Here is a 22,558-nt window from a genome sequence, read left to right on the forward strand (position 1 = left end):
GTCGCTGACCCATCGATGCCTCGCCTCAGCCTTCACGAGGCTCAGCGAATCACCCCATCATCCACTCACCAAGGCGTTTCGCAGAGGTCTCCTCAGGGTTCAGGCACCTGGCACCATGTTTACGTTACACGATCAGGCATGTCGGCGTTTTCATTCTTCTGAGCCGTGATGCGACCCAAGGCCCTTCTTGCCGATTGAAGAGATGCTGAGTGGTTCGAGAACTTGTTCTCATGAACAGATATGCCCTCTGCAAGCAGGCGGAGGGGGATATCAATAGAAAAATCGATGTGCTGTGTTCGGAGTCTTTCTTGAACAAAATCGAGAAAATCCTTCATGATGATGTCATCTAGATTGTAGTCATTTGTTATGTAATTTTGGAAGCAGCATTCTTTACTCAGAAAGCCGTATTCCTTAAGGAAACTGACGACGGAATTCGGGTCAATCCAGGCTGCGGCAAGAAATTTGCCGTCGCGACCGACGGGCGGCAAGGAGACAATATCCTGGAAAATAGTAAGTGAATTACATTTTTCCTGAAGAGAATGAGATGCGAGTCTATGCCCAAAATACCGACGAGAAATTATACAAATGTCAGCTTTCACGCGAGGGATTGTTTCCAGGGCGTGAAAGGCACTTCCTTCGGTAAAAATTATCCTTTCGGCGCTTGTGTAGTGGCGGATCTGATCCTCAATGGAATGCTTTTCCGGTCGAAATATGAAGTATCCGTTCTTGGAAAGAATTCCTTCGACCTGCTGCTCGCCAATGAAACGTCCCGTCTTCATGTGGCCTCTGGTGACGGCAAGGTGAGAAGGAAGATCTGCTCGATCTGAAATCTTGACGGGGCATTTTTCGTTCAGCCAGGACAGGTACCATGGCTTGTTGGGCTCACCCAGGATCTTTCCGGGTTCCGGCACGATAAGCTCATTGACCAATGTTGGGGACGTCACGATCCTGATGCGATTCCTCAGCCCCCATAATTGAAAAAACTCCGATGCCCAGATCTGGAGGTCGCGGATATGATTGCGAATTGCAAAAAAAAGAACCGGGGATTCCAGATCTTCGCTGATGGCGTACCAAAGCCGATGCGTCGATTCGGCCATGAAGTGACCAAAATGGTGATTTAGAGGGCCTCCGTAGATTGCTTTTTTCACAGCGATGCTTGCGCTTGCGAGGGCGAGGTCGTTGCGGTTTGATTCTTTTGGCTTATATAAATCTCGTCCACGGCGATTGAAAACAAAATCCGGTGCCGTACTTGGAAAGTCTGGTCCGCCTCGGATTGCAGTATTATAAGGGTCATTGAATGGCTTGCAGGCAATATCCCTGAAAATTGCGACCTGAGCGCCATCCACGGGCATTTTCTCTTCTCTTGACGTCGATTGCGTACTTATGGTGAAAATCTTGCGTGACAGCAAGAATCGCTAATATGGCGATAAACTTCTCTGGATATTCAGCAATGGCGCTCCCCTTGGCCTCCGACCATGCCGGCCTCCCCCTCAAGCTCGCACTCAAGGCGGCCCTGGAGGCGGAAGGCCACACCGTCTCCGATCTCGGTACCCACGGCACCGAGTCCGTCGACTACCCCGACTTCGCTGCCAAAGTGGCCGAAGCTGTCGTCTCCGGGCAAGCCCCCCTCGGCATCCTCGTTTGCGGCACCGGCATCGGCATGGCGATTGCCGCCAACCGTCACCCGGGCATCCGCGCCGCCGTCCTGCATGACAGCACGGAAGCCCGCCTGACGCGTGCGCACAACAACGCCAACGTGGCCTGCTTCGGCGCGCGGACCATTGGCGCCGAAACCGCCCTCGATGCGCTGCGCGTCTTCCTCTCTACCCCCTATGAGGGCGGTCGCCACGACCGCCGCCTTGCCAAGCTCGACCCCCCGGGCGCAAAACCGGGCGCATGACGCGCCCCACCCCCGCCCCCCTCCGCGCTCCGGATGGCCCTGCCGCCGGCGCCGCCCCCGCCGAGACCTTCTTCCGCGCCGGCCTTTCCGCGGCCGACCCCGATATCGCGGCCGCTGTCGCCGAGGAATTGACCCGCCAGCAGGACGGCATCGAGCTCATCGCCTCGGAGAACATCGTCTCCCGCGCGGTGCTCGAGGCCCAGGGCTCGGTCCTCACGAACAAATACGCCGAGGGCTACCCCGGCCGCCGCTACTACGGCGGCTGCGAGGCGGTCGACATCGCCGAGCGTCTGGCGATCGAACGCGCGACCAAGCTGTTCGGCTGCGGCTTCGCCAACGTGCAGCCCCATTCGGGCGCCCAGGCCAACCAGGCGGTGTTCTTCACGCTCATGCAGCCGGGCGACACCTTCATGGGTCTCGACCTCGCCGCGGGCGGGCACCTGACGCACGGCTCGCCGGCCAACCAGTCGGGCAAGTGGTTCAAGGTCGCCCCGTATACGGTGCGGCGCGAGGACCAGCGCATCGACATGGACGAGGTCGCGCGCATCGCCCGCGAATCGAAGCCGAAGGTGATCGTCGCCGGCGGCTCGGCCTATGCCCGCGCCTGGGATTTCGCCCGGTTCCGGCAGATCGCCGACGAGGTCGGCGCCTGGTTCATGGTGGATATGGCCCATTTCGCCGGGCTGGTGGCGGGCGGCGCGCATGACTCGCCCGTCCCCCACGCCCATGTGGTGACGACCACGACCCACAAGACGCTGCGCGGCCCGCGCGGCGGCATGATCCTGACCAATGACGAGGCGCTGGCGAAGAAGATCAACTCCGCGGTCTTCCCGGGGCTGCAGGGCGGCCCGTTGATGCACGTCATCGCCGCCAAGGCGGTGGCCTTCGGGGAGGCCCTGCGCCCCGACTTCCGCGCCTATGCCGCCGGCGTGGTCGCCAATGCCAAGGCGCTGGCCGAGGAGCTGAAGGCCCAGGGCCTCGACCTCGTCACCGGCGGCACCGACAACCACCTCCTGCTGGTGGACCTGCGGCCCAAGAAGCTGACCGGCAAGGTGGCCGAGGCGGCGATGAACCGCGCCCACCTGACCTGCAACAAGAACGCCATCCCCTTCGACCCCGAGAAGCCGATGGTGACCTCGGGCGTCCGTCTCGGCACGCCGGCTGGCACGACGCGAGGCTTCGGCACCGAGGAGTTCCGTCAGGTCGGCCGCCTGATCGGGGAGGTGCTGGATGGCGCCGTCGCCGCCAATTCCGACGCCGGCAACGCCGCGGTGGAAGCCGCGGTGAAGGCCAAGGTGCTCGAGCTCTGCCGCCGCTTCCCCGTCTACCCCGCCTGAGGCCCGGCGCATGAAGTGCCCATTCTGCGGCGCCGAGGACACGCAGGTGAAGGACAGCCGCCCGGCCGAGGACGCGGCGGCGATCCGGCGCCGGCGCGCCTGCGCCTCCTGTGGGGCACGCTTCACCACCTTCGAGCGGGTGCAGCTGCGCGAGATAACGGTCCTCAAGACCGACGGCCGACGGGTGCCCTTCGACCGGGAGAAGCTGGCACGGTCGATCCGCGTGGCGCTGCGCAAGCGCCCGGTGGACGAGGACAGGATCGAACGGCTGGTGAACTCCATCCAGCGCCGGCTGGAGACGGAGGGCGAGACCGAGATCCCCTCCCGCAAGATCGGCGAAATCGTGATGGAATCGCTGAAGGAGCTGGACCAGGTCGCCTATGTCCGCTTCGCCAGCGTCTACCGGAACTTCGGGGAGGCGAAGGACTTCCAGGCCTTCCTCGGGGAACTCGGGAAGAAGGAATAGCGGCCCGGCGGCTGCGCCCCCACATCGGGCCGGACCATGGACGACATCGCCCATATGCGCGCCGCCCTGGCGCTGGCCCGGCGGGGGCTCGGCAACGCGTGGCCCAACCCGGCCGTCGGCTGCGTGCTGGTGCGCAACGGCCAGGTGGTCGGCCGCGGCTGGACCCAGCCCGGCGGTCGCCCGCATGCCGAAACCGAGGCCTTGCGCCGCGCCGGTCGCCTTGCCCGGGGGGCGACGGCCTATGTCACCCTCGAACCCTGCTCCCACCATGGCCGCACGCCGCCCTGCTGCGATGCGCTTACCCAGGCCGGCGTCGCACGCGTGGTCATGGCGATGCGGGACCCCGACCCCCGGGTGAACGGGCGCGGCCTCGCCATGCTGCGCGCTGCCGGCATCCTGGTGGAGGAGGGGCTTCTGGAAGCGGAGGCCCGCGCGCTGAACGCTGGCTTCTTCCGCCGCATCGAGGCCGGGCTGCCGGTGGCGACGCTGAAGCTTGCCACCACCCTGGACGGCCGTATCGCCACCGCCACCGGCGAGAGCCGCTGGATCACCGGCGCCGAGGCCCGGCGGGAGGCCCATGCCCTGCGCGCCCGCCATGATGCGGTGCTGGTCGGCTCGGGCACCGTGCTGGCGGATGACCCGGATCTGACCTGCCGCATCCCGGGCATGGAGCGCGTGCCGGTGCTGCGCGTCGTCGCCGATGCACGGCTGCGCACGCCCGTCACGGCCCGGCTGGTACAGACTGCGCGCGTCGCGCCGACCTGTATCGTCACCGTGCCGGGGCACCCGCCGGCCGCGCTCGCGCCCTACATCGCCGCGGGGGTCGAGGTGCTGACCGCACCCGCCGCCGAGACAGGGCTCGACCTGCGGGCGCTGCTCGGGGCCTTGGCCCGGCGGGGGGTCACGCGCATCCTGGCCGAGGGCGGAGCCGGAGTCGCCGCCGGCCTGTTGCGGGCGCGGCTGGTGGACCGCCTGGCCTGGTTCCACGCACCCGGCGTGATGGGCGGGGAGGGTCATCCGGCGGTCGAGGGCTTGCGCCTGGCCGCGCTCGCGGCCATGCCAAGGTTTCGCCGGGTTGCCGTTCGGCCCCTCGGCGCCGACCTGCTCACCGAATTCGAATGCATCGCGGAGGTGCCCCCATGTTCACCGGGATCGTGACGGCGCTCGGCACGGTGCGGGAGGTGCAGCCGATCGGCGGCGGGCACGACCTGCGCCTGGTCATTGGCACGGCGCCCGCCTTCCTGACGGAGCCCGTGCCGGCGGCGCTCGGCGCCTCCATCGCCTGCTCGGGCGTCTGCCTGACGGTGGTGCACCTTGCGGCGGATGCCTTCTCCGTCGATTGCTCCGCCGAGACGGTGGCCAAGACCACGGTCGGGCGCTGGAAGCCGGGCACGCGGATCAACCTCGAACGGGCGCTGCGCATGGGCGACGAACTCGGCGGGCATCTCGTCGCCGGCCATGTCGACGGCGTGGCGGAGGTGGTGTCGGCGACGCCGGAAAACGCCTCGGTGCGCTGGCGCTTCCGTGCACCGGCCGCGGTCGCGCCCTACATCGCGCCCAAGGGGTCGGTCGCCATCGACGGCGTCTCGCTCACCGTGAACGAGGTTGACGGGGAGGTGTTCGGGGTCAACATCATCCCCCATACGGCTTCCGTGACCACCTTCGGCACGCTGCAGCCCGGCGACAAGGTGAACATCGAAGTGGACATGATGGCGCGCTACGTCGCGCGGCTGCGGGAGTACCAGCGATGAGCGCGATGACGGAAAGCGCACCGGTCCGCACGTCCTTTGCGGATTTCATCTCCCCGACCGAGGAACTGCTCGAGGAAGCGCGGCGCGGCCGCATGTTCATCCTGGTGGATGACGAGGACCGCGAGAACGAGGGCGACCTCGTCATCCCCGCGCAGTTCGCGACGCCGGACGCCATCAACTTCATGGCGCGCTACGCCCGCGGGCTGATCTGCCTGTCCATGACGCAGCACCGGGTGGAGCAGCTCGGCCTGCCGCTGATGGCGCAGTCCAACAGCACGCGGCACCAGACCGCCTTCACCGTCTCGATCGAGGCGCGGGAGGGGGTCACGACCGGCATCTCCGCGGCCGATCGCGCGCGCACCGTGGCGGTGGCGATCAACCCGGAACTGGGGCGCGAGCACATCGTCACGCCCGGCCATGTCTTCCCGCTCGTCGCGCGCGAAGGCGGCGTGCTTGTCCGCGCCGGCCACACCGAGGCGGCGGTCGATTTCGCGCGCCTCGCGGGCCTCAACCCGTCCGGCGTGATCTGCGAGATCATGAACGACGACGGCACCATGGCGCGCATGCCGGACCTGGTCGCCTTCGCGCAGCACCACGGCCTCAAGCTCGGCACCATCGCCGACCTCATTGCCCATCGCCGCCGGACCGAGCGCCTCGTGCACCGCGTCGAGGAAACGATGCTGCACCAGGCGATCGGCGGCGAATGGCGCGCCGTGGTCTATTCCAGCGCCGTGACGCCGGGCGAGCACCTGGCCCTGGTCAAGGGCGATGTCTCCACCGGCGGGCCGGTGTTCGTGCGCATGCACGCCGCGTCGCTGCTGAACGACATCGTCGCCGGCCGCGGCATCGGCGATCTGCATGGTGCGATGCGCATGATCGCCGAGGAAGGGCGCGGCGTCGTCGTCCTGCTGCGGGATGGCCGCGCCAACGGCCTTTCCGACCAGCTTCGCCGCGGTGGCGGCCGCGCCACCGCGCCCGAACTGCGCGACTACGGGATCGGCGCGCAGATCCTCGCCGATCTCGGCGTGTCGCGCATGATTCGCCTTTCCAACCATCCGCGGCCGATCGTCGGCCTCGAGGGCTACGGGATCGAGGTTGTCGAGTCCCGGCCCATTCCCACGGACAGCACGCCTTGAGCACTCTCGATTCCCCGGAGCGCGGCGCCGCCAGCCTGCCCGGCCCCGCACCCCATATCCTTGCGATCCAGGCCCCCTACTACCGCGACGTGGTGGAAGGGATGTTGCGCGGCGCCGAGCGCGTCTTCGCCGACGTCCATGCCGCCGTCGAGGTGGCGGAGGTGGCTGGCGGCTACGAACTGCCCGCCGCGCTCGCCATGGCGCTGAAGTCGCCGCGGCGCTGGGATGGCTTCCTGCTGCTCGGCTGCGTCGTGAAGGGCGAGACCGATCACTACACCTTCATCTGCGAGGCGATCTGCCAGGGCGTGATGGATGTCGCGACGCGCAGCGCGGCAGCGATCGGCTTCGGTCTGCTGACGGTGGATTCGATTGCCCAGGCGGAGGCGCGTTCGCGCAACGACCGCATGAACAAGGGCGCGGAGGCGGCGCACGCGGTGCTCGGACAGATCGCGCTCGCCCGCCGCTGGGGCGTGGCCGGATGAGCCAGCGCCCGAAGCCGCCGGGCCGGCCGCGCACCGGCGCCCGCGTCGCCGCGGTCCAGGCCCTGTTCCAGAGCGAACAGACCGGCGAGAGCGCCGAGGCCGTCGCGCATCAGTTCATCCGCCACCGCATCGGCGCGGGGGAGGGGGCGGAGGCCTTCGAGGAAGGCCGCGTCCCGCTCGCCCATGTGCCGCTCTTCGAGGCCATCCTGCGCGCCGCGGCGATGCGGTCGGAGCAGGCGGATGCGGAGATCCGCGCCCATCTGCAGAAGGACTGGACGCTCGACCGTCTCGACCCGGTGCTGCGCGCGCTGCTGCGCGCGGCGGCGGCGGAGCTGCTGCAGGGCGGTGAGCCGCCGGCACGCGTGGTGATCAACGAATACCTCGACATCGCGCGTGGCTTTCTCGACGAGGAGACCTCACGCTTCGCCAATGGTGTGCTCGACGCCATGGCCCATGCGCTGCGTCCGGCGGAGTTCGGGGCGGCGCGGTGAGCCTGCCGGCGGAGTTCGCACTGATCGCCCGGCATTTCCGGCCGCTGGCCGGGGCAGGGGCCCTGGACCTTCTCGACGATGCGGCCGTGCTCGACCTGCCGCCAGGTCGACGCCTGGTGATCGCGGCCGATGCGATGGTCGAGGGCGTCCACTACCTGCCCGACGACCCGCCCGAAACGGTCGGCCGCAAGCTCCTGCGGGTGAACCTCTCGGACATGGCGGCGATGGGGGCGGTGCCGCTGGGCTACCTGATGACCACCGCCTTCAGTCGCGGCATCGCGGATTCGTGGATCGCCGGCTTCGCCCAGGGGCTCGCGGAGGACCAGGACGCATTCGGCGTCACGGTGCTGGGGGGCGACACGGCGGTCACGCCGGGGCCGACCTGCCTGTCGCTCACCATCCTCGGCACCGTGGCGCCGGACGCGGTGCTGCGGCGCGTGGGCGCGCGGGCGGGGGACGACATCTGGGTTTCCGGTACCATCGGCGACGGGCTGCTCGGGCTCCGTGTCCTGCGCGGGGAAGTGCCGGCGGATGCCGAAGGGCATCTCGCGCGGCGCTACCGGCTGCCGCAGCCGCGGCTGGCGCTCGGCCAGGCCATTGCCACGGTGGCGCATGCGGGGCTCGATGTCTCGGACGGGCTGGTGCAGGACCTCGGCCATCTCTGCCGAGCCGCGGGCTGCGGCGCCGAGATCGCGGCGGCGGAGGTGCCGCTCTCGCCGGCGGCGCGCGCGCTGCTGGCGCGCGACGCCGCGCTGCTGCCCGCGCTGTTGACCGGTGGGGACGACTACGAGTTGCTCTTCACCGCGGCGCCGGATGCGGCGGCGGCTGTGCGCGACGCGGCCGCCACGGCGGGGATCCCGGTCAGGCGCATCGGCCGCATGCTGGCCGGGCCGACGGAGGTGGTGGCCCGTGATGCCTCCGGGGCTGTGCTGGACGTGGCGCGCGGCGGCTGGAGCCATTTCTGACAACGAAGCGCCGGTCGCACAGGCGCTGGCGACTGGCGGGCGAGGATCTTCGCGCGGCCGTCAGATGCCCCGGCACCGGTTGAGAGGGGACGCTGCCCCTCTCACACTCTCCCTGCCAGAGGCTTAAGGCCTTTGGAAACCATGACTTCACGTATTCGCGGATGCAGGGGAGCGTGTCCCCCGCCGGGGGAGCTTGAGGGGGCGGCGCCCCCTCAATTCTCCTTCGTCGGCCTCGCCTACCGCCGGGGTGCGAAGCTCGCCGGGTTCTGCGCCGGGCCGCGGTCCAGACCGGGCCGGCCGATATTGCCGAACAGCGCCTGCAGCAGCGTCCGCTCGTTGCCCGGCACGGGTGTCTCGCGGGAAACCATCGAAACGTTGCGCCCATCCGCTTCGGTCAGTTCCCGGATGCCGCTGACCACGCCCTCCCGGTTGAACGAGATGGCGATGACGCGCCGGTCCTCGACCTCGAGGTAGCGGCCCGGCTGGGTCCGCGTGCGGGCGCTGATGTAGTACCAGTTGTCCTCGTCGAAGGTGCCCCTGGCGGTGGGCGAGCCCAGCAGCGCCTCGACGTCGTTGCGGCTCTGCACGCCGGGCGTGATCTGGCCCAGCCGTTCGGGATCGACGCGATTGCCGCGTTCGATCGGCGCGGGACCGAGGCGATCGCTGATCCACCCGCAGCCTCCGAGAAGGGCGAGAAGCACCAGGGGGGCCAGACGTGCGTTGACCGATCGGGGATGGCGGGCCATGTCGCGGCAACCGATAGACAGCATGCCGCCCCCGGGTCAACCGCGCCGGCGGCCGGAGCCTTCTGAACCCATGGGCCTCCTGACCCTTTTCCGCCGCCGGCCGCACGAACGGGCCGGCTTCGAGCTCTACGGCGCGGCCGTCGCCGCGGCTCGTGCGCCGGCGCTTTTCGCGGCACTCGGCATTCCGGACACGGTCGAGGGCCGCTTCGACCTGGTCAGCCTGCATGTCGCCCTGCTCATCCGCCGGCTCAGGACGGATTCGGATGCGCGCGGGCCGGCCCTCGCCCAGGCGGTGTTCGACGCGATGTTCGCCGACATGGACCTCAACCTGCGGGAGATGGGGGTGGGCGACCTTTCCGTCGGCAAGAAGGTGCGCCAGGCCTGGGAAGCGTTCCACGGTCGCGCCCTGGCCTTCGAGGCGGCGCTCGACTCGACGGATGCCGGGGCGCTGGCCGAGGCGCTTGCCCGCAATGTCTGGCGGGGCGAGCCGCCGGCCGGCGCGGCGGACCGCCTCGCCGCCGTCGCACGGGCCCAGGCGGCGCATCTGGCCGGGCAGGGGATCGACGCGATGGCCGCCGGTCGCGCGGCATTCCTGGCAGCGGAGGGGCTTCTCCATGACGCCTGAATTCTCCCGCCACGTCTCCCTCGCGCGTCTGCCGGAGCAGGGACGGGAGGAGCGGCTTTCGGCCTCCCCCGCCGAATGTGCGGCACTGGCGCGCCGCTTCGGCATCCCGGCCGTCAACCGGCTGGAGGCGGTGCTGGTGTTGCGGCCGGAGCCCGGCGGTTCGGTGGCCGTCTCCGGCCGGCTCGCGGCCGAGGTGGTGCAGGACTGCGTCGTCACCCTCGAACCCGTGACCCAGAAGGTGGAGGAGCCGGTGGCGCTGCGCATCCTCGCCCCGGGGGAGGAACCCTCCGACGATCCGGAGGCGCCCGACGAGATCCCTGTCGAGGGCGATACCGCCGACCTTGGCGAGGCGATCTCGGAGCAGCTTTCCCTGGCGCTCGATCCCTACCCGCGCGCCCCGGGGGCCGCCCTGCCGGGCGAGGGGGAAGGGCCGGAGGAGCCGCCCAGCGGACCCTTCGCCGGGCTTTCGGCGCTGCGGCGCAGGACATAGCGGCGTTTTGGCGCCGCCCGCGCTTGCGCCCGCCGGGGGCGGGTGCTAATGCCCCGCCCTCTCGCTATCCTGCCTGACTATTGATGAAAGAGGCTCGGCGCCATGGCCGTTCCGAAGAAGAAGACTTCGCCTTCCCGCCGCGGCATGCGTCGCAGCCATGAGGCGCTCAGCGCTCCTTCCTACCAGGAGTGCTCGAACTGCGGTGAGCTGAAGCGCCCGCACCATGTCTGCTCCCACTGTGGCCATTACGATGGCCGCGAGGTGGTTGCGGCCGAGCGCGTGGGCCAGACCATCCGCAGCTGACGCGCCGTGCTGACGCGCGCGCGCGGGATTCGTTGACGGTGGCGCAGGAAACCCCGCCCTTCGCCCTGGCGATCGACGCCATGGGCGGAGACGCGGCACCCGATGTCGTGCTCGATGGGCTGGAACTCGCGGCCGAGCGGCATCCGCAGGCGCGCTTCCTGCTCGTCGGCGACGAGGCGCTGGTCGCCGGCGGCCTGGCGCGGCGCAAGCGCGCCGCCCGGGTGTGCAGCCTGCGCCATGCGCCGGAGCGCATCTCGGGGGACCTGAAGCCGACCGCCGCGCTGCGCGTACGCGGCTCCTCCATGCGCGTCGCGATCGACGCGGTGGCGGGCGGGGAGGCGGCGGGCGTCGTCTCCGCCGGCAATACCGGCGCGCTGATGGCGCTGGCCAAGATCGTCATCAAGACGCTGCCCGAGATCGACCGTCCGGCGCTCGCCGCCATCGGTCCTTCGGCGCGCGGCGACGTGGTGCTGCTCGACCTCGGCGCCAATGTGCAGTGCGACGCGCGCAACCTGGTCGAATTCGCGGTGATGGGCGATGCCTTCGCGCGCGCCGTGCTCGGCCTCACCAACCCGACCATCGGCCTGCTCAATGTCGGCTCCGAGGAGCTGAAGGGCGACGACCGCGTGCGCAACGCCGCCGAGGTGCTGCGCGATTCGCATATCGGTGCGCAGTTCCGCGGCTTCGTCGAAGGCCACGACATCACCGCCGGCACGACGGACGTGATCGTGACCGACGGCTTCACCGGCAATGTCGCGCTCAAGACCGGCGAGGGCGCGCTGAAGCTGATGCGCGATCTGCTTCGGCAGGTCTTCACCAGCTCTGTCCCGGCACGGCTTGGCTATCTGCTGGCGCGGCCGGCGCTCGACCGGCTGCGCGAGTGGATGGACCCGCGCCGCTACAATGGTGCTATCCTGATTGGGTTGAACGGCGTCGTCGTGAAATCCCATGGCGGGACCGACGCGCTGGGCTTCGCCCACGCCGTCGATGTGGCCATGGACATGGTGACGCACGGCTTCAACGAACGCATCCGGGACGGGCTCTCGCGCCTGTCCGCCGCCGGGACGCGACTCGCGCCCGCCACCCGCTGAGAGTGCCCATGGTCCTGCGCGCGATGATCGCCGGCTGCGGCGGCTACCTGCCGGAAAGGCGCCTATCCAACGACGAGCTCGCGGCGCTGCACGGGCTCGACACATCCGATACCTGGATCCGCGAACGCACCGGCATCCGCTACCGCCACATGGCGGCGCCCGGCGAGACGGCCTCCGACATGGGCGCTGCGGCAGCGCGCGAGGCGCTGGCGATGGCCGGGGTCGGGGCGGCGGAGGTCGACGCCATCCTGGTCGCGACCTCGACCCCCGATTCCGCCTTCCCGGCGACGGCGGTGCGCATCCAGGCGAAGATCGGCGCGAACGGGGGCTTCGCCTTCGACCTCGCGGCCGCCTGCACCGGCTTCGTCTATGCGCTCGGCATCGCCGACTCGCTCATCCGCACCGGCCAGGCGCGCAACGTGCTGGTGATCGGCACCGAGGTCTATTCGCGCATCCTCGACTGGACCGACCGCGGCACCTGCGTGCTGTTCGGCGACGGCGCCGGTGCGGTGCTGGTGCGCGCGGGGGAGGCCGCGGGCACCACCGCCGATCGCGGCATCCTCTCCTGCCACATGCATTCCGATGGCCGCTTCGGCGACATCCTGCAGATCGAGGGTGGTGCCGGCTCGACCGGCGGGGCGGGCCTGCTGCGCATGGCGGGCAAGGAAGTGTTCCGCCACGCCGTGACGAAGCTCGCCGCCGTGGTGGACGAGGCGCTGACGGCCAACGGCCTCGGCCACGAGGATGTCCGCTGGCTGGTGCCGCACCAGGCCAACCTGCGCATCATCGAGGCGATGGGCCGCAAGCTGCACCTGCCGACCGAGCGCGTCGTGGTCACGGTGGACCGCCACGCCAATACTTCGGCCGCCTCCATCCCGCTCGCGCTCGCCGAGGCGCGGCGCGACGGCCGCATCGGGGCGGGCGATCTGGTGGTGATGGAAGCGATCGGCGGCGGGCTGACCTGGGGCGCCGCGCTCGCGCGGTTCTGATCCCGCCGGCGGGCGGGCCGCGGGCCCGCGCGCGGCCGCTCCGCAATTCGGTTGACGCGCCGGCCGCTTCCCGGTTTTCTTCCCCCGTATCAAGGGGTTGCGGGGCCATCCACGGCATGAACACGGTGACGCGCGCGCAACTGGCCGAAGCGGTCTATGCCAGTGTCGGCCTGTCGCGGAACGAGAGCGCCGCGCTGCTGGAGACGGTGCTGGAGCGCATCTCCGCCGCGCTCGAAGCCGGCGAGCCGGTGAAGATCTCCGCCTTCGGCACCTTCCTGGTGCGCCAGAAGGGGCAACGGGTGGGGCGCAATCCGAAGACCGGCGTCGAGGTTCCGATCCTGCCGCGGAAGGTGCTGTCCTTCCGGCCGTCGCAGGTGCTCAAGGCCCGCATCAACAACGAGCCGGTCGGGGACGAGGCATGAGCGAAGACCTGCCCGAGGGCGAGGGTCGCGCCAGGCCGCGCAAGGCGCCGACCGCCTTCCGCACGATCAGCGAAGTTGCCGACGACCTGCATATCCCGCAGCACGTGCTCCGCTTCTGGGAGACCAAGTTCCCCCAGCTCAAGCCGCTCAAGCGCGGCGGCGGGCGGCGCTACTACCGGCCCGAGGACATCGCGCTGCTGCGCCGGATCAGCGACCTGCTCTACACTCAGGGCTATACGATCAAGGGCGTGCAGCGCCTGCTGCGCGACGGCACCGACGAAGGCCCGCAGGCCGTGATCGGCGAATTGCCGCTGGGCGATCCGCCGCCGGCCGCCGAGGAGCAGGAAACCGCGGCGCTGCGTGCGGCGCTGGCGGAACTGGAAGACATCGCACGGGAACTGCACGCGCTCGCGGGTTGATCGCGGGGGGTGGAAACCCGCCGCGCCGGGTGCTACACGGCGCGCACGGTCGGGCAGTAGCGCAGCCTGGTAGCGCATCAGTCTGGGGGACTGGGGGTCGTGGGTTCGAATCCCGCCTGCCCGACCATTCTTCCCCCTCCCGGGCAGCAGAGACGTTCAGCCCCGCCCCACCGCCTGCGGCAGGAACGCCCCGTTGTAGTACGGCGTCACCGACAGCGGCTTGCGCGCGGCGTAGACATAGGCCGGGTGGTAGATCATGTGGATGATCGCCTCCTCCCCGATCGCAATATCCGCCGCGCGGGCGAGCAGGGCGTTGCGCTTCGCCTCGTCCATCTCGGTGAGCGCTTGCGCCACGAGCGCATCCGCGCGCGGGCTCGAATGCCGCGTGCGGTTGGCGGTGCCGAGGCCGCGGTCGCGGTCATAGGTGTGGACCAGCGCACGATAGGCGTAGGAGACATTGTCTGCGCCGTACTGCGCCGCCATCACGCTGAAGGTCTGCCGGGCGGCGGCGGGGAAGAAGGCGGCGTTGGGCATCGTCGCGACCTCCGTCCGCACGCCGATGCGCGTCCAGAACTGGGCGATGGCCTGCGCCACCTTCTCGTCGTTCGGATAGCGGTCGTTGGTGGCGTGGATCGTCAACTGGAAACCGTTGGGATAGCCGGCCTCGGCCAGCAGGCGCCGCGCGCGGTCCGGGTCGAAGGGGGTGACGCCCAGCGCCGCCGAGGTGCCCGGCGTGCCCACCGGCAGCAGGTTCGAGGCCACCGTCGCCGCCCCTTCCATGACGCGGTCCACGATCGCGGCGCGGTTCAGCGCGAGGGAAAGCGCAAGCCGCACCCGCGCATCCTTCAGCGGGTTGCGTGTCATCGGCTGGCCGGCGGCATCGCGGACGAAGGGCGTGACGTCGCGCTCCATGTCCATGGCGACGTACATCACACGCATGCCGGCGATCTGCGTGACGTTCAGGTTGGCATCGCGGCGCAGCCGGGCGATGTCCTGGATCGCCACCTCGTCCACCGCCTGCACGTCGCCGGCGAGCAGCGCCGCCATGCGGCTGGCGTCGGAGGCGATGACCTTGAAATTGGCCTCGGCGAAGGTGGGCGCCTGGCCGAACCAGTGCGGGTTGCGCCGCATGGCGACGAATTCGCCGAAGCGGTAGTCGGCCAGCGTGTAGGGGCCGGAGAAGACCTTCACCGCCTGGCTGTTGAAATCCGCCGTGCGCAGGCTGGGGCCGAGGGACTTCGACAGCACCGCGACCTCGGTCATGTCCTCGACCATGAAGGGATAGGGGCTGGCCGTGTGCAGCAGCACGGTGCGGGCGTCCTTCACCTCCACCCGCGTGATGGCGCGGACGAAGATGTGGTAGGCGCCGGCCGAGCCCTCGATGGTCGGCACGCGGGCGATCGAGAAGGCGACGTCCTCGGCCGTGACCGGGCTGCCGTCGCTGAACTTCGCATCGGCGCGGACCTTGAATTCCCAGGCCTTGCCGTCGTTCACCGGGCGCCAGGATTCGGCAATGCCCGGTTCCGGCTTGCCGTCCGCCGTCATGCCGACCAGGCGCGCATGCAGGGCGCGCAGGATGTTCTGTTCACCGGACAGGCGGAAATGCGGGTCCATCGAGGTCGGGCTGAGCTTCAGCCCGGCGCGCAGCATGCCGGCGGCGTCGCCCTGGGCGCGGGCGATCCGCGGCCTGCCGAGCGTGGCCGTCGTGGCGGTGGCGGCGATCGCCGCCAGGAACTCCGAGCGCTTCATGGCGCTGCCTCCCTGGATCTTTTGAGGATGATCCTGGCGGGAAGGCGACGCCGGAAGCAAGCAACGCGGCGTCAGCCGCGCGCTTCGCCCCCGTAGTAGAGCGTGACCGTGTGGGTGGCCTCGGCGAACATCAGCCAGCGTTCGGCCAGCATGCCGGCCAGCGCCAGGGCGGCAGCGGCGAAGGCCAGCATCCCGGCCGGCACCCCGCCCAGCAGCAGCGTGAGCAGCAGCAGGACGGTCGGCGCGGCGAAGCCGGCCACGCTCGCGATGCCGCGCAGGCGCTTCGCGTGCACGCGGCCGATGCGGAAGGCCATTTCCCGCAGCAGGTAGTTCGTCTCGGTGTGCGGCGGGTCGAGCGGGCGGACCTTGCCGATGAAACCGAGCCCGGTGGCGCTTTCCGCGGTGGCGATCGGCGGCGCGGCATCCACGCTCGCCCAGTAGGCGCGCTTCAGCGCGAAGGCGAGCGCGCCGAGCACCGCCGCGATCGCCGCCGGCGCCGCCGCCGCGCCCCAGAAACCCGCCAGCATGGCGAGCAGCGCGGCGCCGGAGAAGGCGCCGAACAGCAGGTAGCCCGGCGTCACCAGCGGGTGGTGCCATTGCCGGATCGTCTTCAGCGAGGCGTAGATCATGCCGGTGCAATAGACCGTCACCGTGGCGCCGACGGCCGAGAGCAGCCCCATCGGCGCTGCCAGGCCCTCATTGCCGCCGACCATCGCGATGAAGAACAGCCCGGCCGGCACGAAGGTGGCGACCGCCGCGACACCCTCCCGCGACAGCCAGGAGGAGCGCCACTGGCTGAGCGCCCGCCAGGCCCGTTCCGGCCGCCCCAGATGCGCGGTCGAGGACAGCAGCCCGAGCATGACCAGCACCAGCGCCAGTCCGCAGGACGTCGCGCCGAAGAGCGCCCCGCCCGGCACCAGCCCGAGCGGCCGCAGGATACCGAGCCAAAAGAGCAGCCCGTAGCCCGCCCCCGAGGCAACAGTGAAGAAGACGATCGAGGGCGCCGGATTCATCGGGAAAGCACCTTGTCCACCCAGCGCAGCAGCGGGTTGGTGATCTGGGAGGGGAGGGGGCCGGCCTCCTTCGGCGGGCCGGCATCGGGTTTCGGCGCGCGGCGCGGCGGCAGGTAGCGGTTGACCGGCTTGTAGCCGAGCTCGGGCATCAGCTCGACGCCGCCGCGCTCCGCCACCAGCTTCGAGACCGCGCTCTCCGGGTCGCCGAGGTCGCCGAAATGCCGCGCATTGGCCGGGCAGGTGGAGACGCAGGCGGGCACACGGCGGTCTTCCGGGATGGTCTCGTTGTAGATGCGGTCGACGCAGAGCGTGCACTTCTTCATCACGCCCTGGTCGTCGTCGAATTCGCGCGCGCCATAGGGGCAGGCCCAGGCGCAGAGCTGGCAGCCGATGCACATGTCGGTGTTGACCAGCACGATGCCGTCCTCGGCACGCTTGTAGGAGGCGCCGGTGGGGCAGACGGTGACGCAGGCCGGCGTCTCGCAATGCAGGCAGGAGCGGGGGAAGTGGACGGTGCGGCCGTCCTCGCCCTCGCCCGCTTCGTAGGAATGGACGCGGTTGAACCACACGCCCTCCGCGCCGGCGGAATACGGGTTGCGGTCGGGCAGCGGCGCCATGTGGCCGCTGGTATTCCACTCCTTGCAGTTGGTCGCGCAGGCCTGGCAGCCGACGCAGGTGTCGAGGTCGATGACGAGGCCGAGCTTCTTCGCGCCGGGCTTGGCTTCGGGCAGGGAGGTCACGGACGCTTCTCCCCGACGTTGTAGCGGAGCATGTCGGGCGGTTCCGGCATGTTGGGCGGCGGCGCCAGGGCGGTCGGGAAGGGGTCGGTGACGCCGGCTTCCTCCGGCGCGCATTTCGTCACCTTCACGCGCAGGTCGTACCAGGCGGCCTGGCCGGTGACCGGATCGGCATTGGCGAGGCGCGGGCCGGCCTGCGCCGGCAACCACTCGCTGATGACATGGTTGAGCAGGAAGCCGCGCTGCGCCTCGGCCGCGCCGGGGCTCAGCATCCAGGCGCCGGCGCGCTTGCCGATGGCGTTCCAGGTCCAGACCGTATCGCGGTTCACGCCCTCCATCAGCGAGAGCTGCGCCTTCACCCGGCCGCTGCGGCTTTCGACCCAGACCCAGTCGTCCTGGAGGAGGCCTTCGGCTTCCGCCCGCGAACGCGACATGTAGAGCTTGTTGGAGCCGTGGATCTGCCGCAGCCAGGCGTTCATCGAGCCCCAGGAATGGTACATCGCCATCGGCCGCTGCGTGACGGCGGAGAGCGGGAAGGGCTCGGTGTCGTGCGCCTGCTGTTCGAGCGGCGCGTACCAGAAGGGCAGCGGGTCGCAATAGGTGCGCACGCGCTCCCGCAGGTGCTCCGGCGGCTGCTTCGTGCCGTGGCCCTCCGCGGCGAGACGGAACTTCTGCAGGGGCTCGGACCAGATCTGCATCACGATCTGGTCGGACTTGCCGACCATGCCCATGGCCTTGGCGTTCTCGAGATAGGTCCGGTTGGAATGCTTGAAGTAGGATTCCTCCGGCGACAGGTGATGGCGCCAGAAGCAGCCATTCTCGATGTAGCGGCGAAGCTGGTCCTGGTTCGGCTCGCCGACGCCCTTCTTGGAACCATCCTCGCCACGCCAGCCGGACAGCGGCCCGACGCCGGGCGTGCGCTGGTGGTTCACGAGGTAGTCGGGATAGTCCTTGAAGCGCGGGCTGCCGTCCTCCTTCACGAAGGCGGGCAGGCCGAGCCGCGCGCCGAGCTCGATCAGCACCTCCTGGAAGGGCCGCACGTCGCGGTCGGGCTTCACCACCGGCTGGCGGATCGCGTCGCCCGGACCGTGCGAGGAGCCGATCGGACGGTCGAGGATCGAGATCGCGTCCCAGCGTTCCAGGTAGGTCGTGTCGGGCAGGATCAGGTCGGCGTAGGGGACGGTTTCGCTGAAATAGGCGTCCGAGTAGATGACATGCGGGATGACGTACTCGCCGTCCTCGTCCTGCGCCGTCAGGCAGCGGATCGTCTCCAGCGGGTTCATGGCGCTGTTCCAGGCCATGTTCGCCATGAACATGAACAGCGTGTCGATCCTGTACGGGTCACCCTTCTCCGCGTGGCCGATGACGCTGTGCATCATCCCGTGCAGGCCGAGCGGCGCCTCCCAGGAGAAGGAATGGTCGATGCGCAGCGGATTGCCCGCATCATCCACCAGCAGGTCGTCCGGCCCGTGCGGGAAGGCGAGCAGATTGCCCGCGATCGGCGTGTTCGGCGCGCAGGTCTTGCCGGCCGGCCCCGGGCCCGGCGGGATCGGCCGCGGGAAGGGCGATTTGTAGCGCCACGAGCCCGGCGTATCCACGGCACCGAGCAGCATCTGCAGGATGTGCAGCGCGCGGCAGGTGTGCATGCCGTTGGAATGCGCGCTGATGCCGCGCATCGCATGGAAGGCCACCGGGCGGCCGACCATCTTGTCGTGCCTGCGGCCCCAGACATCGGTCCAGGGAATGTCGAAGGTCAGCGGCTGGTTGAAGGCGACATCGGCGATCTCGGCCGCCAGGCGCCGGATGCGATCGGCGGAGAAGCCGCAGCGTTCGGCAACCGCCTCCGGCGCGTAGTCCTCGCCGAGGTAGCGTTCGGCCATCAGGTTGAACACCGGCTGCACCCGCCGCCCATCGGGCAGGGTGAAGTCGCCCACCAGCACGGCGCTCAGCGTCACGTCATCGGCCGGGATGGCGCCGCGCGCGCGGTCCCAGGCGAGCGGCTTGCCATCCGCATCGCGGGCGAACAGCCCGTCATCCGCCCCGCCCGGATTGCGCACCACCAGCCAGGGCGCATTGGTGTAGCGCACCAGGAACTCGCCATCGACGCGGTCGGTGCGGATCAGCTCATGGATCAGCGCCATGATGAACAGCCCGTCCGTGCCCGGACGGATGCCCACCCATTCGTCCGCGACCGCCGAATAGCCGGTGCGCACCGGGTTCACCGACACGATCTTCGATCCGCGCTGTTTCAGCGCCGCGAGGCCGGTCTTGATCGGGTTGGAATCATGGTCCTCGGCGACGCCGAAGATCATCAGGTACTTCGCGTGCTCCCAGTCCGGCTCGCCGAATTCCCAGAAGCTGCCGCCGATGGTGTAGAGCCCGCCGGCCGCCATGTTGACCGAGCAGAACCCGCCATGCGCGGCGAAATTGGGTGTGCCGAACTGCGCGGCCCAGAAGCCGGTCAGGGACTGCGACTGGTCGCGGCCGGTGAAGAAGGCCAGTTTGCGCGGATCGGTCTCGCGCACGTGCTTCAGCCAGCCGGTGGCGATCTCCATCGCCTCGTCCCAGGAGATCTCGGCGAATTCGCCCGAGCCGCGCGGCCCGACGCGCTTCAGCGGCGATTGCAGGCGCGCCGGCGAGTACTGCGTCATGATCCCGGCGCTGCCCTTGCCGCAGAGCACGCCCTTGTTCACCGGGTGGTCGGGGTTGCCCTCGATGTAGCGGACGCGGCCGTCCTTGAGGTGCACTCGGATGCCGCAGCGGCAGGCGCACATGTAGCAGGTGGTGGTCTTCACCTCGTCGCCGATGGGCGCCGAATAGATGATCCTGTCTGTCGCGCCGCCGTCGTCCGGCATCTTCTTCCCCCGCAAGCCTGCCCCCGAGTAGTGCATGCCCGGGGGCCCGGCGCAAAGGGGGCTGCGGAAGCAGGGACGGGAACGCCGCAGCCCGATCCTCGCTTGCCGTTCATGCGGCGCCGGCGGCGATGGCTGCCGCTGATGGGCGCCGGCGCCAGCAGGCGTCGGCAGGTCCGGACCTGCAGCGGCGAGTCCTCGCCCTGGCGCAGCGACCCGGAGGCGGCGGCGGAGATGGGCAGGCGTGCCGTCCGGAGCCGCGCGCTGCCCTGCCCGTGTCCTGCCGGGCGGGATCAGACGACCAGGGCGGCACCGCGCATCACGGCGCGCGCCGCGCCGAGGCAGCGAGCGTCATCTCGTCCGTCCGCGCCTCATAGGTCACGCCGCGCCGCATCGCCCAGGTGTTCACCTGGAAGTAGAGCGGGATCAATGCCGTCTCGTCGCGGATGGCGCGGCGCGTCGCCTCCTGCGTCAGGCGCTCGCGCGCGGCATTGTCCATGGTGGTGCGGGCGCGCTGGATCAGCGCGTCGATCTCCGGGTTGCCGAACCGCCCGCGGTTGGCGGTGCCGAGGCCGAGCGTCGTGTCCCAGGAATGCACCTGGGTCTCCAGCATGCCCAGCACCTCCGGATTGGGCGAGAAACCCGCGAGGTTCACGGAATAGCGAAGCTGCGCCGCCTCGGTCAGCCAGACGCCGCGCGGCTTGACCTCGACCGTCGCCTGCAGGCCGGCGCGGGTCCAGAACTGGGCGATCGCCTGCACCACCTGCTCGTCGTTCACGTAGCGGTCGTTGGGGCCGTTGACCTGCACGGCGAAGCCGCGCGGAAAGCCGGCCTCGGTGAGCAGCCGCCGTGCGCCGTCGAGGTCGAAGGCGGGCGGCGTCAGGTCGGGCGAGGTGCCGAAATACCCCGCCGGGCCGAGATCCCCCGCCGCGACCGCCTGCCCCTGCAAGGTCCGCGCGACCAGCGCCTCGCGGTTGATGGCGATCGACAAGGCGCGCCGCACGCGGGCATCGCGCAGCGGGTTGCGCAGGGGCGCGCCTTCGGGCGCACGGACATGCGGGCTGTCCTCGCGGCCGGAATCGAGCGTGAGGAAGATCAGCCGGTTGGAGGGGCTTTCCGCCGTGGCGAAGCGCTGGTCCGCCTTGAAGCGGGCGAACTGCTCGGGCGGGACGATCTCGATGAGGTCGACGTCGCCGGCCTGCAGGGCGGCGACGCGCGCGCCGGCATTGGCGATGGGGCGGAACTCGACCGTCGCGAAGGCGGGCGGCGTGCCGGCGAAGGCGTCGTTGCGCGCGTAGCGCACCGGCTGGCCCGGCTGCCAGGAGACCAGGCGATAGGGTCCGCTGCCGATGGTCGCCGTGCCGGCGTTGAAGGCGGCGGTGGTCGCGTTCTCCTGCTTCGGCACGATCATCACCAGCGCGAGCTGGTTCAGCAGCAGCGGGAAGGGGCCGTTTGTCCGCAGCCGGATCCTGTGCGGCCCGACCGACTCCACCGCCGCGACCGGCCGCGTCGCGTAGCGGAAGGAGGACGGGCTGTTCGGCACGTCCCCCGCGCGCTGGATGGTGAAGGCGACGTCCTCCGCCGTCACCGGGCGCCCGTCGGAGAAGCGGGCATCGGGATCGAGCTCCAGTTCCCAGGTGGTGTCGTCCACCACCCGCCAGGACCGGGCGATGGCCGGGCGCAGCGCCTGGCGGTGGTCCTGTTCCGCCAGCGGCTGGAACACGTGGCGCGCGAAGGCGATGTTGGTGATCAGGCTGGCATAGTGCGGGTCGAGGCTGGTCGGGCCGGCCTCCACGCCGATACGCAGTTCCGCGCGGTCCTGCGCGGCGGCGGGGAAGGCGATGGCGGCCGCGACGGCGGCGGCGAACAGGCGCTTCATGCGGCGTCCCTCCGGGACATCAGCGGGCAGAGATCGAGTGGCGCGGTCTCCGGCCGCGGCATCCAGCCACCGGGCACGCGCGCGAAGAGCGGCGTGGCGAAGGCCGCGCGCAGCGGAACATCGGCCGGCCAGGCGGCGCGCCATCGGTCACCCTGGGTCATCGCCACGACCAGGGCGAGGGGGCGGACCTGCACGTGCCCCAGCAGCGCCAGCGCCGCCAGCGCCGAAGTCCCGGTCGAGATCACGTCGTCCACCACCAGCACACGCCGGCCCGCGAGGCGGTCCAGCAAGCGCGGGTCGAGCCACAGCCGGCGCTCGCCGGGCGCGGTGGAGGAGGAGGCGGGCACGGACAGCGCCTCCTCGTACCAGCGCTTGCGCGACCAGCCGAGCGCCACCCAGTTCGTGTGCCCCAGCGCATCGGCCACCAGCGGCGCGAAGGTCTGGCCGAGGGTCGGCACGCCGACCACCACCTCGGCGCCGAACGGCTGCGCCGCCTCCGCCATCCACAGGGCGATGCGCTTCGCCACCGGGATCGACGCCTGGTTGGCGATGAAGCCGGTGACGGCGACATCGCCGTAGTCGCGCAAGGGCAGCACGAGTCGCGAGCCATCCGGCATGGCGGCGGGGTAGCGATCGGCGAAGGGGCCTTCGGTGCCGCTGCCGGGCTCGAATGACTGCCAGAATTCCATGGGTCGGCCTGTGGTCGGATGGCGGT

General features: G+C 69.9%; 23 protein-coding genes, 1 tRNA gene and 1 pseudogene. 17 read left to right on the plus strand and 8 right to left on the minus strand.

The features are described from left to right. Positions 1 to 119: 119 nt before the first annotated feature. Positions 120 to 1,346, minus strand: coding sequence for a glycosyltransferase family 61 protein (locus GXW74_RS08615; protein WP_211846088.1), 1,227 nt, complete (start codon positions 1,344 to 1,346; stop codon positions 120 to 122). Between the two features lie 104 nt (positions 1,347 to 1,450). Here GXW74_RS08615 and rpiB point away from each other — a divergent pair, with 104 nt between their 5' ends. From rpiB to thiL, 9 genes are read left to right on the plus strand one after another with little or no spacing between them, the layout of a single operon-like run. Next, positions 1,451 to 1,900 carry a ribose 5-phosphate isomerase B gene (gene rpiB, locus GXW74_RS08620; protein ID WP_211846089.1) on the plus strand — a complete coding sequence of 150 codons (450 nt, stop codon included), beginning with the start codon at positions 1,451 to 1,453 and terminating at the stop codon, positions 1,898 to 1,900. After that, positions 1,897 to 3,237: a serine hydroxymethyltransferase gene (gene glyA / locus GXW74_RS08625; protein WP_211846090.1), complete on the plus strand. Its 1,341-nt coding sequence runs from the start codon at positions 1,897 to 1,899 to the stop codon at positions 3,235 to 3,237. The genes rpiB and glyA overlap by 4 nt, the downstream gene beginning before the upstream one ends. Before the next feature lie 10 nt (positions 3,238 to 3,247). Continuing rightward, complete coding sequence (gene nrdR, locus GXW74_RS08630; protein ID WP_211846091.1) at positions 3,248 to 3,703, plus strand: transcriptional regulator NrdR; 456 nt, start codon at positions 3,248 to 3,250, stop codon at positions 3,701 to 3,703. A gap of 36 nt (positions 3,704 to 3,739) precedes the next feature. Further along, positions 3,740 to 4,861, plus strand: coding sequence for a bifunctional diaminohydroxyphosphoribosylaminopyrimidine deaminase/5-amino-6-(5-phosphoribosylamino)uracil reductase RibD (gene ribD, locus GXW74_RS08635; protein ID WP_246523104.1), 1,122 nt, complete (start codon positions 3,740 to 3,742; stop codon positions 4,859 to 4,861). Next, the gene (locus GXW74_RS08640; RefSeq protein ID WP_211846092.1) at positions 4,843 to 5,454 is read left to right on the plus strand and encodes a riboflavin synthase; all 612 of its coding nucleotides are present in this window, start codon (positions 4,843 to 4,845) and stop codon (positions 5,452 to 5,454) included. The genes ribD and GXW74_RS08640 overlap by 19 nt, the downstream gene beginning before the upstream one ends. Beyond that, positions 5,451 to 6,590, plus strand: a complete 1,140-nt coding sequence (ribB, locus tag GXW74_RS08645) for a 3,4-dihydroxy-2-butanone-4-phosphate synthase (RefSeq protein ID WP_211846093.1) — start codon at positions 5,451 to 5,453, stop codon at positions 6,588 to 6,590. The genes GXW74_RS08640 and ribB overlap by 4 nt, the downstream gene beginning before the upstream one ends. Further along, the gene (locus tag GXW74_RS08650; RefSeq protein ID WP_211846094.1) at positions 6,587 to 7,072 is read left to right on the plus strand and encodes a 6,7-dimethyl-8-ribityllumazine synthase; all 486 of its coding nucleotides are present in this window, start codon (positions 6,587 to 6,589) and stop codon (positions 7,070 to 7,072) included. Before ribB ends, GXW74_RS08650 begins: the two co-directional genes overlap by 4 nt. Further along, positions 7,069 to 7,563, plus strand: coding sequence for a transcription antitermination factor NusB (nusB, locus tag GXW74_RS08655; RefSeq protein ID WP_211846095.1), 495 nt, complete (start codon positions 7,069 to 7,071; stop codon positions 7,561 to 7,563). The genes GXW74_RS08650 and nusB overlap by 4 nt, the downstream gene beginning before the upstream one ends. Beyond that, positions 7,560 to 8,528 carry a thiamine-phosphate kinase gene (gene thiL / locus GXW74_RS08660; RefSeq protein ID WP_211846096.1) on the plus strand — a complete coding sequence of 323 codons (969 nt, stop codon included), beginning with the start codon at positions 7,560 to 7,562 and terminating at the stop codon, positions 8,526 to 8,528. The genes nusB and thiL overlap by 4 nt, the downstream gene beginning before the upstream one ends. A gap of 236 nt (positions 8,529 to 8,764) precedes the next feature. On the opposite strand, the gene GXW74_RS08665 is transcribed toward thiL, so the two are convergent. Continuing rightward, positions 8,765 to 9,274 carry an outer membrane protein assembly factor BamE gene (locus GXW74_RS08665; protein ID WP_211846097.1) on the minus strand — a complete coding sequence of 170 codons (510 nt, stop codon included), beginning with the start codon at positions 9,272 to 9,274 and terminating at the stop codon, positions 8,765 to 8,767. A 70-nt stretch (positions 9,275 to 9,344) separates the two neighbouring features. On the opposite strand from GXW74_RS08665, the gene GXW74_RS08670 reads away from it, so the two are divergent. From GXW74_RS08670 to GXW74_RS08705, 8 genes and pseudogenes are all read left to right on the plus strand, one after another. Beyond that, entirely contained in the window at positions 9,345 to 9,899 is a 555-nt protein-coding gene (locus tag GXW74_RS08670; protein ID WP_211846098.1) for a ubiquinol-cytochrome C chaperone family protein, read from the plus strand. Next, positions 9,889 to 10,389 carry a YceD family protein gene (locus tag GXW74_RS08675; protein WP_211846099.1) on the plus strand — a complete coding sequence of 167 codons (501 nt, stop codon included), beginning with the start codon at positions 9,889 to 9,891 and terminating at the stop codon, positions 10,387 to 10,389. Before GXW74_RS08670 ends, GXW74_RS08675 begins: the two co-directional genes overlap by 11 nt. A 102-nt stretch (positions 10,390 to 10,491) precedes the next feature. Then, positions 10,492 to 10,692 carry a 50S ribosomal protein L32 gene (rpmF, locus tag GXW74_RS08680; protein WP_211846100.1) on the plus strand — a complete coding sequence of 67 codons (201 nt, stop codon included), beginning with the start codon at positions 10,492 to 10,494 and terminating at the stop codon, positions 10,690 to 10,692. Between the two features lie 80 nt (positions 10,693 to 10,772). Beyond that, positions 10,773 to 11,783 (plus strand): phosphate acyltransferase PlsX, encoded by a 1,011-nt coding sequence (plsX, locus tag GXW74_RS08685; protein ID WP_211846292.1) that lies wholly within the window; start codon positions 10,773 to 10,775, stop codon positions 11,781 to 11,783. Positions 11,784 to 11,791: 8 nt separating this feature from the next. Continuing rightward, positions 11,792 to 12,772 carry a beta-ketoacyl-ACP synthase III gene (locus GXW74_RS08690; protein WP_272877255.1) on the plus strand — a complete coding sequence of 327 codons (981 nt, stop codon included), beginning with the start codon at positions 11,792 to 11,794 and terminating at the stop codon, positions 12,770 to 12,772. A 116-nt stretch (positions 12,773 to 12,888) separates the two neighbouring features. Next, positions 12,889 to 13,194, plus strand: a complete 306-nt coding sequence (locus GXW74_RS08695) for an integration host factor subunit alpha (RefSeq protein WP_211846101.1) — start codon at positions 12,889 to 12,891, stop codon at positions 13,192 to 13,194. Then, positions 13,191 to 13,461 (plus strand): annotated as a pseudogene (locus GXW74_RS28815) (MerR family transcriptional regulator); the annotation flags it as partial. The gene GXW74_RS08695 and the pseudogene GXW74_RS28815, both read left to right, overlap by 4 nt. 202 nt (positions 13,462 to 13,663) lie before the next feature. Continuing rightward, positions 13,664 to 13,740 (plus strand) — tRNA-Pro (locus GXW74_RS08705). 29 nt (positions 13,741 to 13,769) lie between these two features. Here GXW74_RS08705 and GXW74_RS08710 read toward each other — a convergent pair. The 6 genes from GXW74_RS08710 to GXW74_RS08735 form a co-directional block, all read right to left on the minus strand. Further along, positions 13,770 to 15,362: an ABC transporter substrate-binding protein gene (locus GXW74_RS08710; RefSeq protein ID WP_211846103.1), complete on the minus strand. Its 1,593-nt coding sequence runs from the start codon at positions 15,360 to 15,362 to the stop codon at positions 13,770 to 13,772. A gap of 71 nt (positions 15,363 to 15,433) precedes the next feature. After that, on the minus strand, positions 15,434 to 16,375 hold the full coding sequence (locus tag GXW74_RS08715; RefSeq protein ID WP_211846104.1) for a dimethyl sulfoxide reductase anchor subunit family protein: 942 nt from the start codon (positions 16,373 to 16,375) through the stop codon (positions 15,434 to 15,436). Beyond that, a complete protein-coding gene (locus GXW74_RS08720) occupies positions 16,372 to 17,115 on the minus strand; it encodes a 4Fe-4S dicluster domain-containing protein (RefSeq protein ID WP_338148188.1) in 744 nt (247 codons plus the stop codon). Before GXW74_RS08720 ends, GXW74_RS08715 begins: the two co-directional genes overlap by 4 nt. Beyond that, entirely contained in the window at positions 17,112 to 19,967 is a 2,856-nt protein-coding gene (locus GXW74_RS08725) for a molybdopterin oxidoreductase family protein (protein WP_211846106.1), read from the minus strand. Before GXW74_RS08725 ends, GXW74_RS08720 begins: the two co-directional genes overlap by 4 nt. A gap of 316 nt (positions 19,968 to 20,283) precedes the next feature. After that, positions 20,284 to 21,843 (minus strand): ABC transporter substrate-binding protein, encoded by a 1,560-nt coding sequence (locus GXW74_RS08730; RefSeq protein WP_211846107.1) that lies wholly within the window; start codon positions 21,841 to 21,843, stop codon positions 20,284 to 20,286. Beyond that, positions 21,840 to 22,532 (minus strand): phosphoribosyltransferase, encoded by a 693-nt coding sequence (locus GXW74_RS08735; protein ID WP_211846108.1) that lies wholly within the window; start codon positions 22,530 to 22,532, stop codon positions 21,840 to 21,842. Before GXW74_RS08735 ends, GXW74_RS08730 begins: the two co-directional genes overlap by 4 nt. Positions 22,533 to 22,558: the final 26 nt, after the last annotated feature.

It is taken from the genome of Neoroseomonas eburnea, assembly GCF_018129005.1.
GTDB lineage: Bacteria > Pseudomonadota > Alphaproteobacteria > Acetobacterales > Acetobacteraceae > Neoroseomonas > Neoroseomonas eburnea.

Bases quoted from the DNA above. Each gene is read 5' to 3' on its own strand.
- GXW74_RS08695 (WP_211846101.1), top strand. From the start codon at position 12,889: ATGAACACGGTGACGCGCGCGCAACTGGCCGAAGCGGTCTATGCCAGT.
- GXW74_RS08735 (WP_211846108.1), bottom strand. From the start codon at position 22,532: ATGGAATTCTGGCAGTCATTCGAGCCCGGCAGCGGCACCGAAGGCCCC.
- GXW74_RS08715 (WP_211846104.1), bottom strand. From the start codon at position 16,375: ATGAATCCGGCGCCCTCGATCGTCTTCTTCACTGTTGCCTCGGGGGCG.
- ribD (WP_246523104.1), top strand. From the start codon at position 3,740: ATGGACGACATCGCCCATATGCGCGCCGCCCTGGCGCTGGCCCGGCGG.
- rpmF (WP_211846100.1), top strand. From the start codon at position 10,492: ATGGCCGTTCCGAAGAAGAAGACTTCGCCTTCCCGCCGCGGCATGCGT.
- nusB (WP_211846095.1), top strand. From the start codon at position 7,069: ATGAGCCAGCGCCCGAAGCCGCCGGGCCGGCCGCGCACCGGCGCCCGC.
- GXW74_RS08675 (WP_211846099.1), top strand. From the start codon at position 9,889: ATGACGCCTGAATTCTCCCGCCACGTCTCCCTCGCGCGTCTGCCGGAG.
- nrdR (WP_211846091.1), top strand. From the start codon at position 3,248: ATGAAGTGCCCATTCTGCGGCGCCGAGGACACGCAGGTGAAGGACAGC.
- GXW74_RS08670 (WP_211846098.1), top strand. From the start codon at position 9,345: ATGGGCCTCCTGACCCTTTTCCGCCGCCGGCCGCACGAACGGGCCGGC.
- GXW74_RS08665 (WP_211846097.1), bottom strand. From the start codon at position 9,274: ATGGCCCGCCATCCCCGATCGGTCAACGCACGTCTGGCCCCCCTGGTG.
- GXW74_RS08690 (WP_272877255.1), top strand. From the start codon at position 11,792: ATGGTCCTGCGCGCGATGATCGCCGGCTGCGGCGGCTACCTGCCGGAA.
- glyA (WP_211846090.1), top strand. From the start codon at position 1,897: ATGACGCGCCCCACCCCCGCCCCCCTCCGCGCTCCGGATGGCCCTGCC.
- plsX (WP_211846292.1), top strand. From the start codon at position 10,773: ATGGGCGGAGACGCGGCACCCGATGTCGTGCTCGATGGGCTGGAACTC.
- GXW74_RS08640 (WP_211846092.1), top strand. From the start codon at position 4,843: ATGTTCACCGGGATCGTGACGGCGCTCGGCACGGTGCGGGAGGTGCAG.
- GXW74_RS08725 (WP_211846106.1), bottom strand. From the start codon at position 19,967: ATGCCGGACGACGGCGGCGCGACAGACAGGATCATCTATTCGGCGCCC.
- GXW74_RS08730 (WP_211846107.1), bottom strand. From the start codon at position 21,843: ATGAAGCGCCTGTTCGCCGCCGCCGTCGCGGCCGCCATCGCCTTCCCC.
- GXW74_RS08710 (WP_211846103.1), bottom strand. From the start codon at position 15,362: ATGAAGCGCTCGGAGTTCCTGGCGGCGATCGCCGCCACCGCCACGACG.
- rpiB (WP_211846089.1), top strand. From the start codon at position 1,451: ATGGCGCTCCCCTTGGCCTCCGACCATGCCGGCCTCCCCCTCAAGCTC.
- ribB (WP_211846093.1), top strand. From the start codon at position 5,451: ATGAGCGCGATGACGGAAAGCGCACCGGTCCGCACGTCCTTTGCGGAT.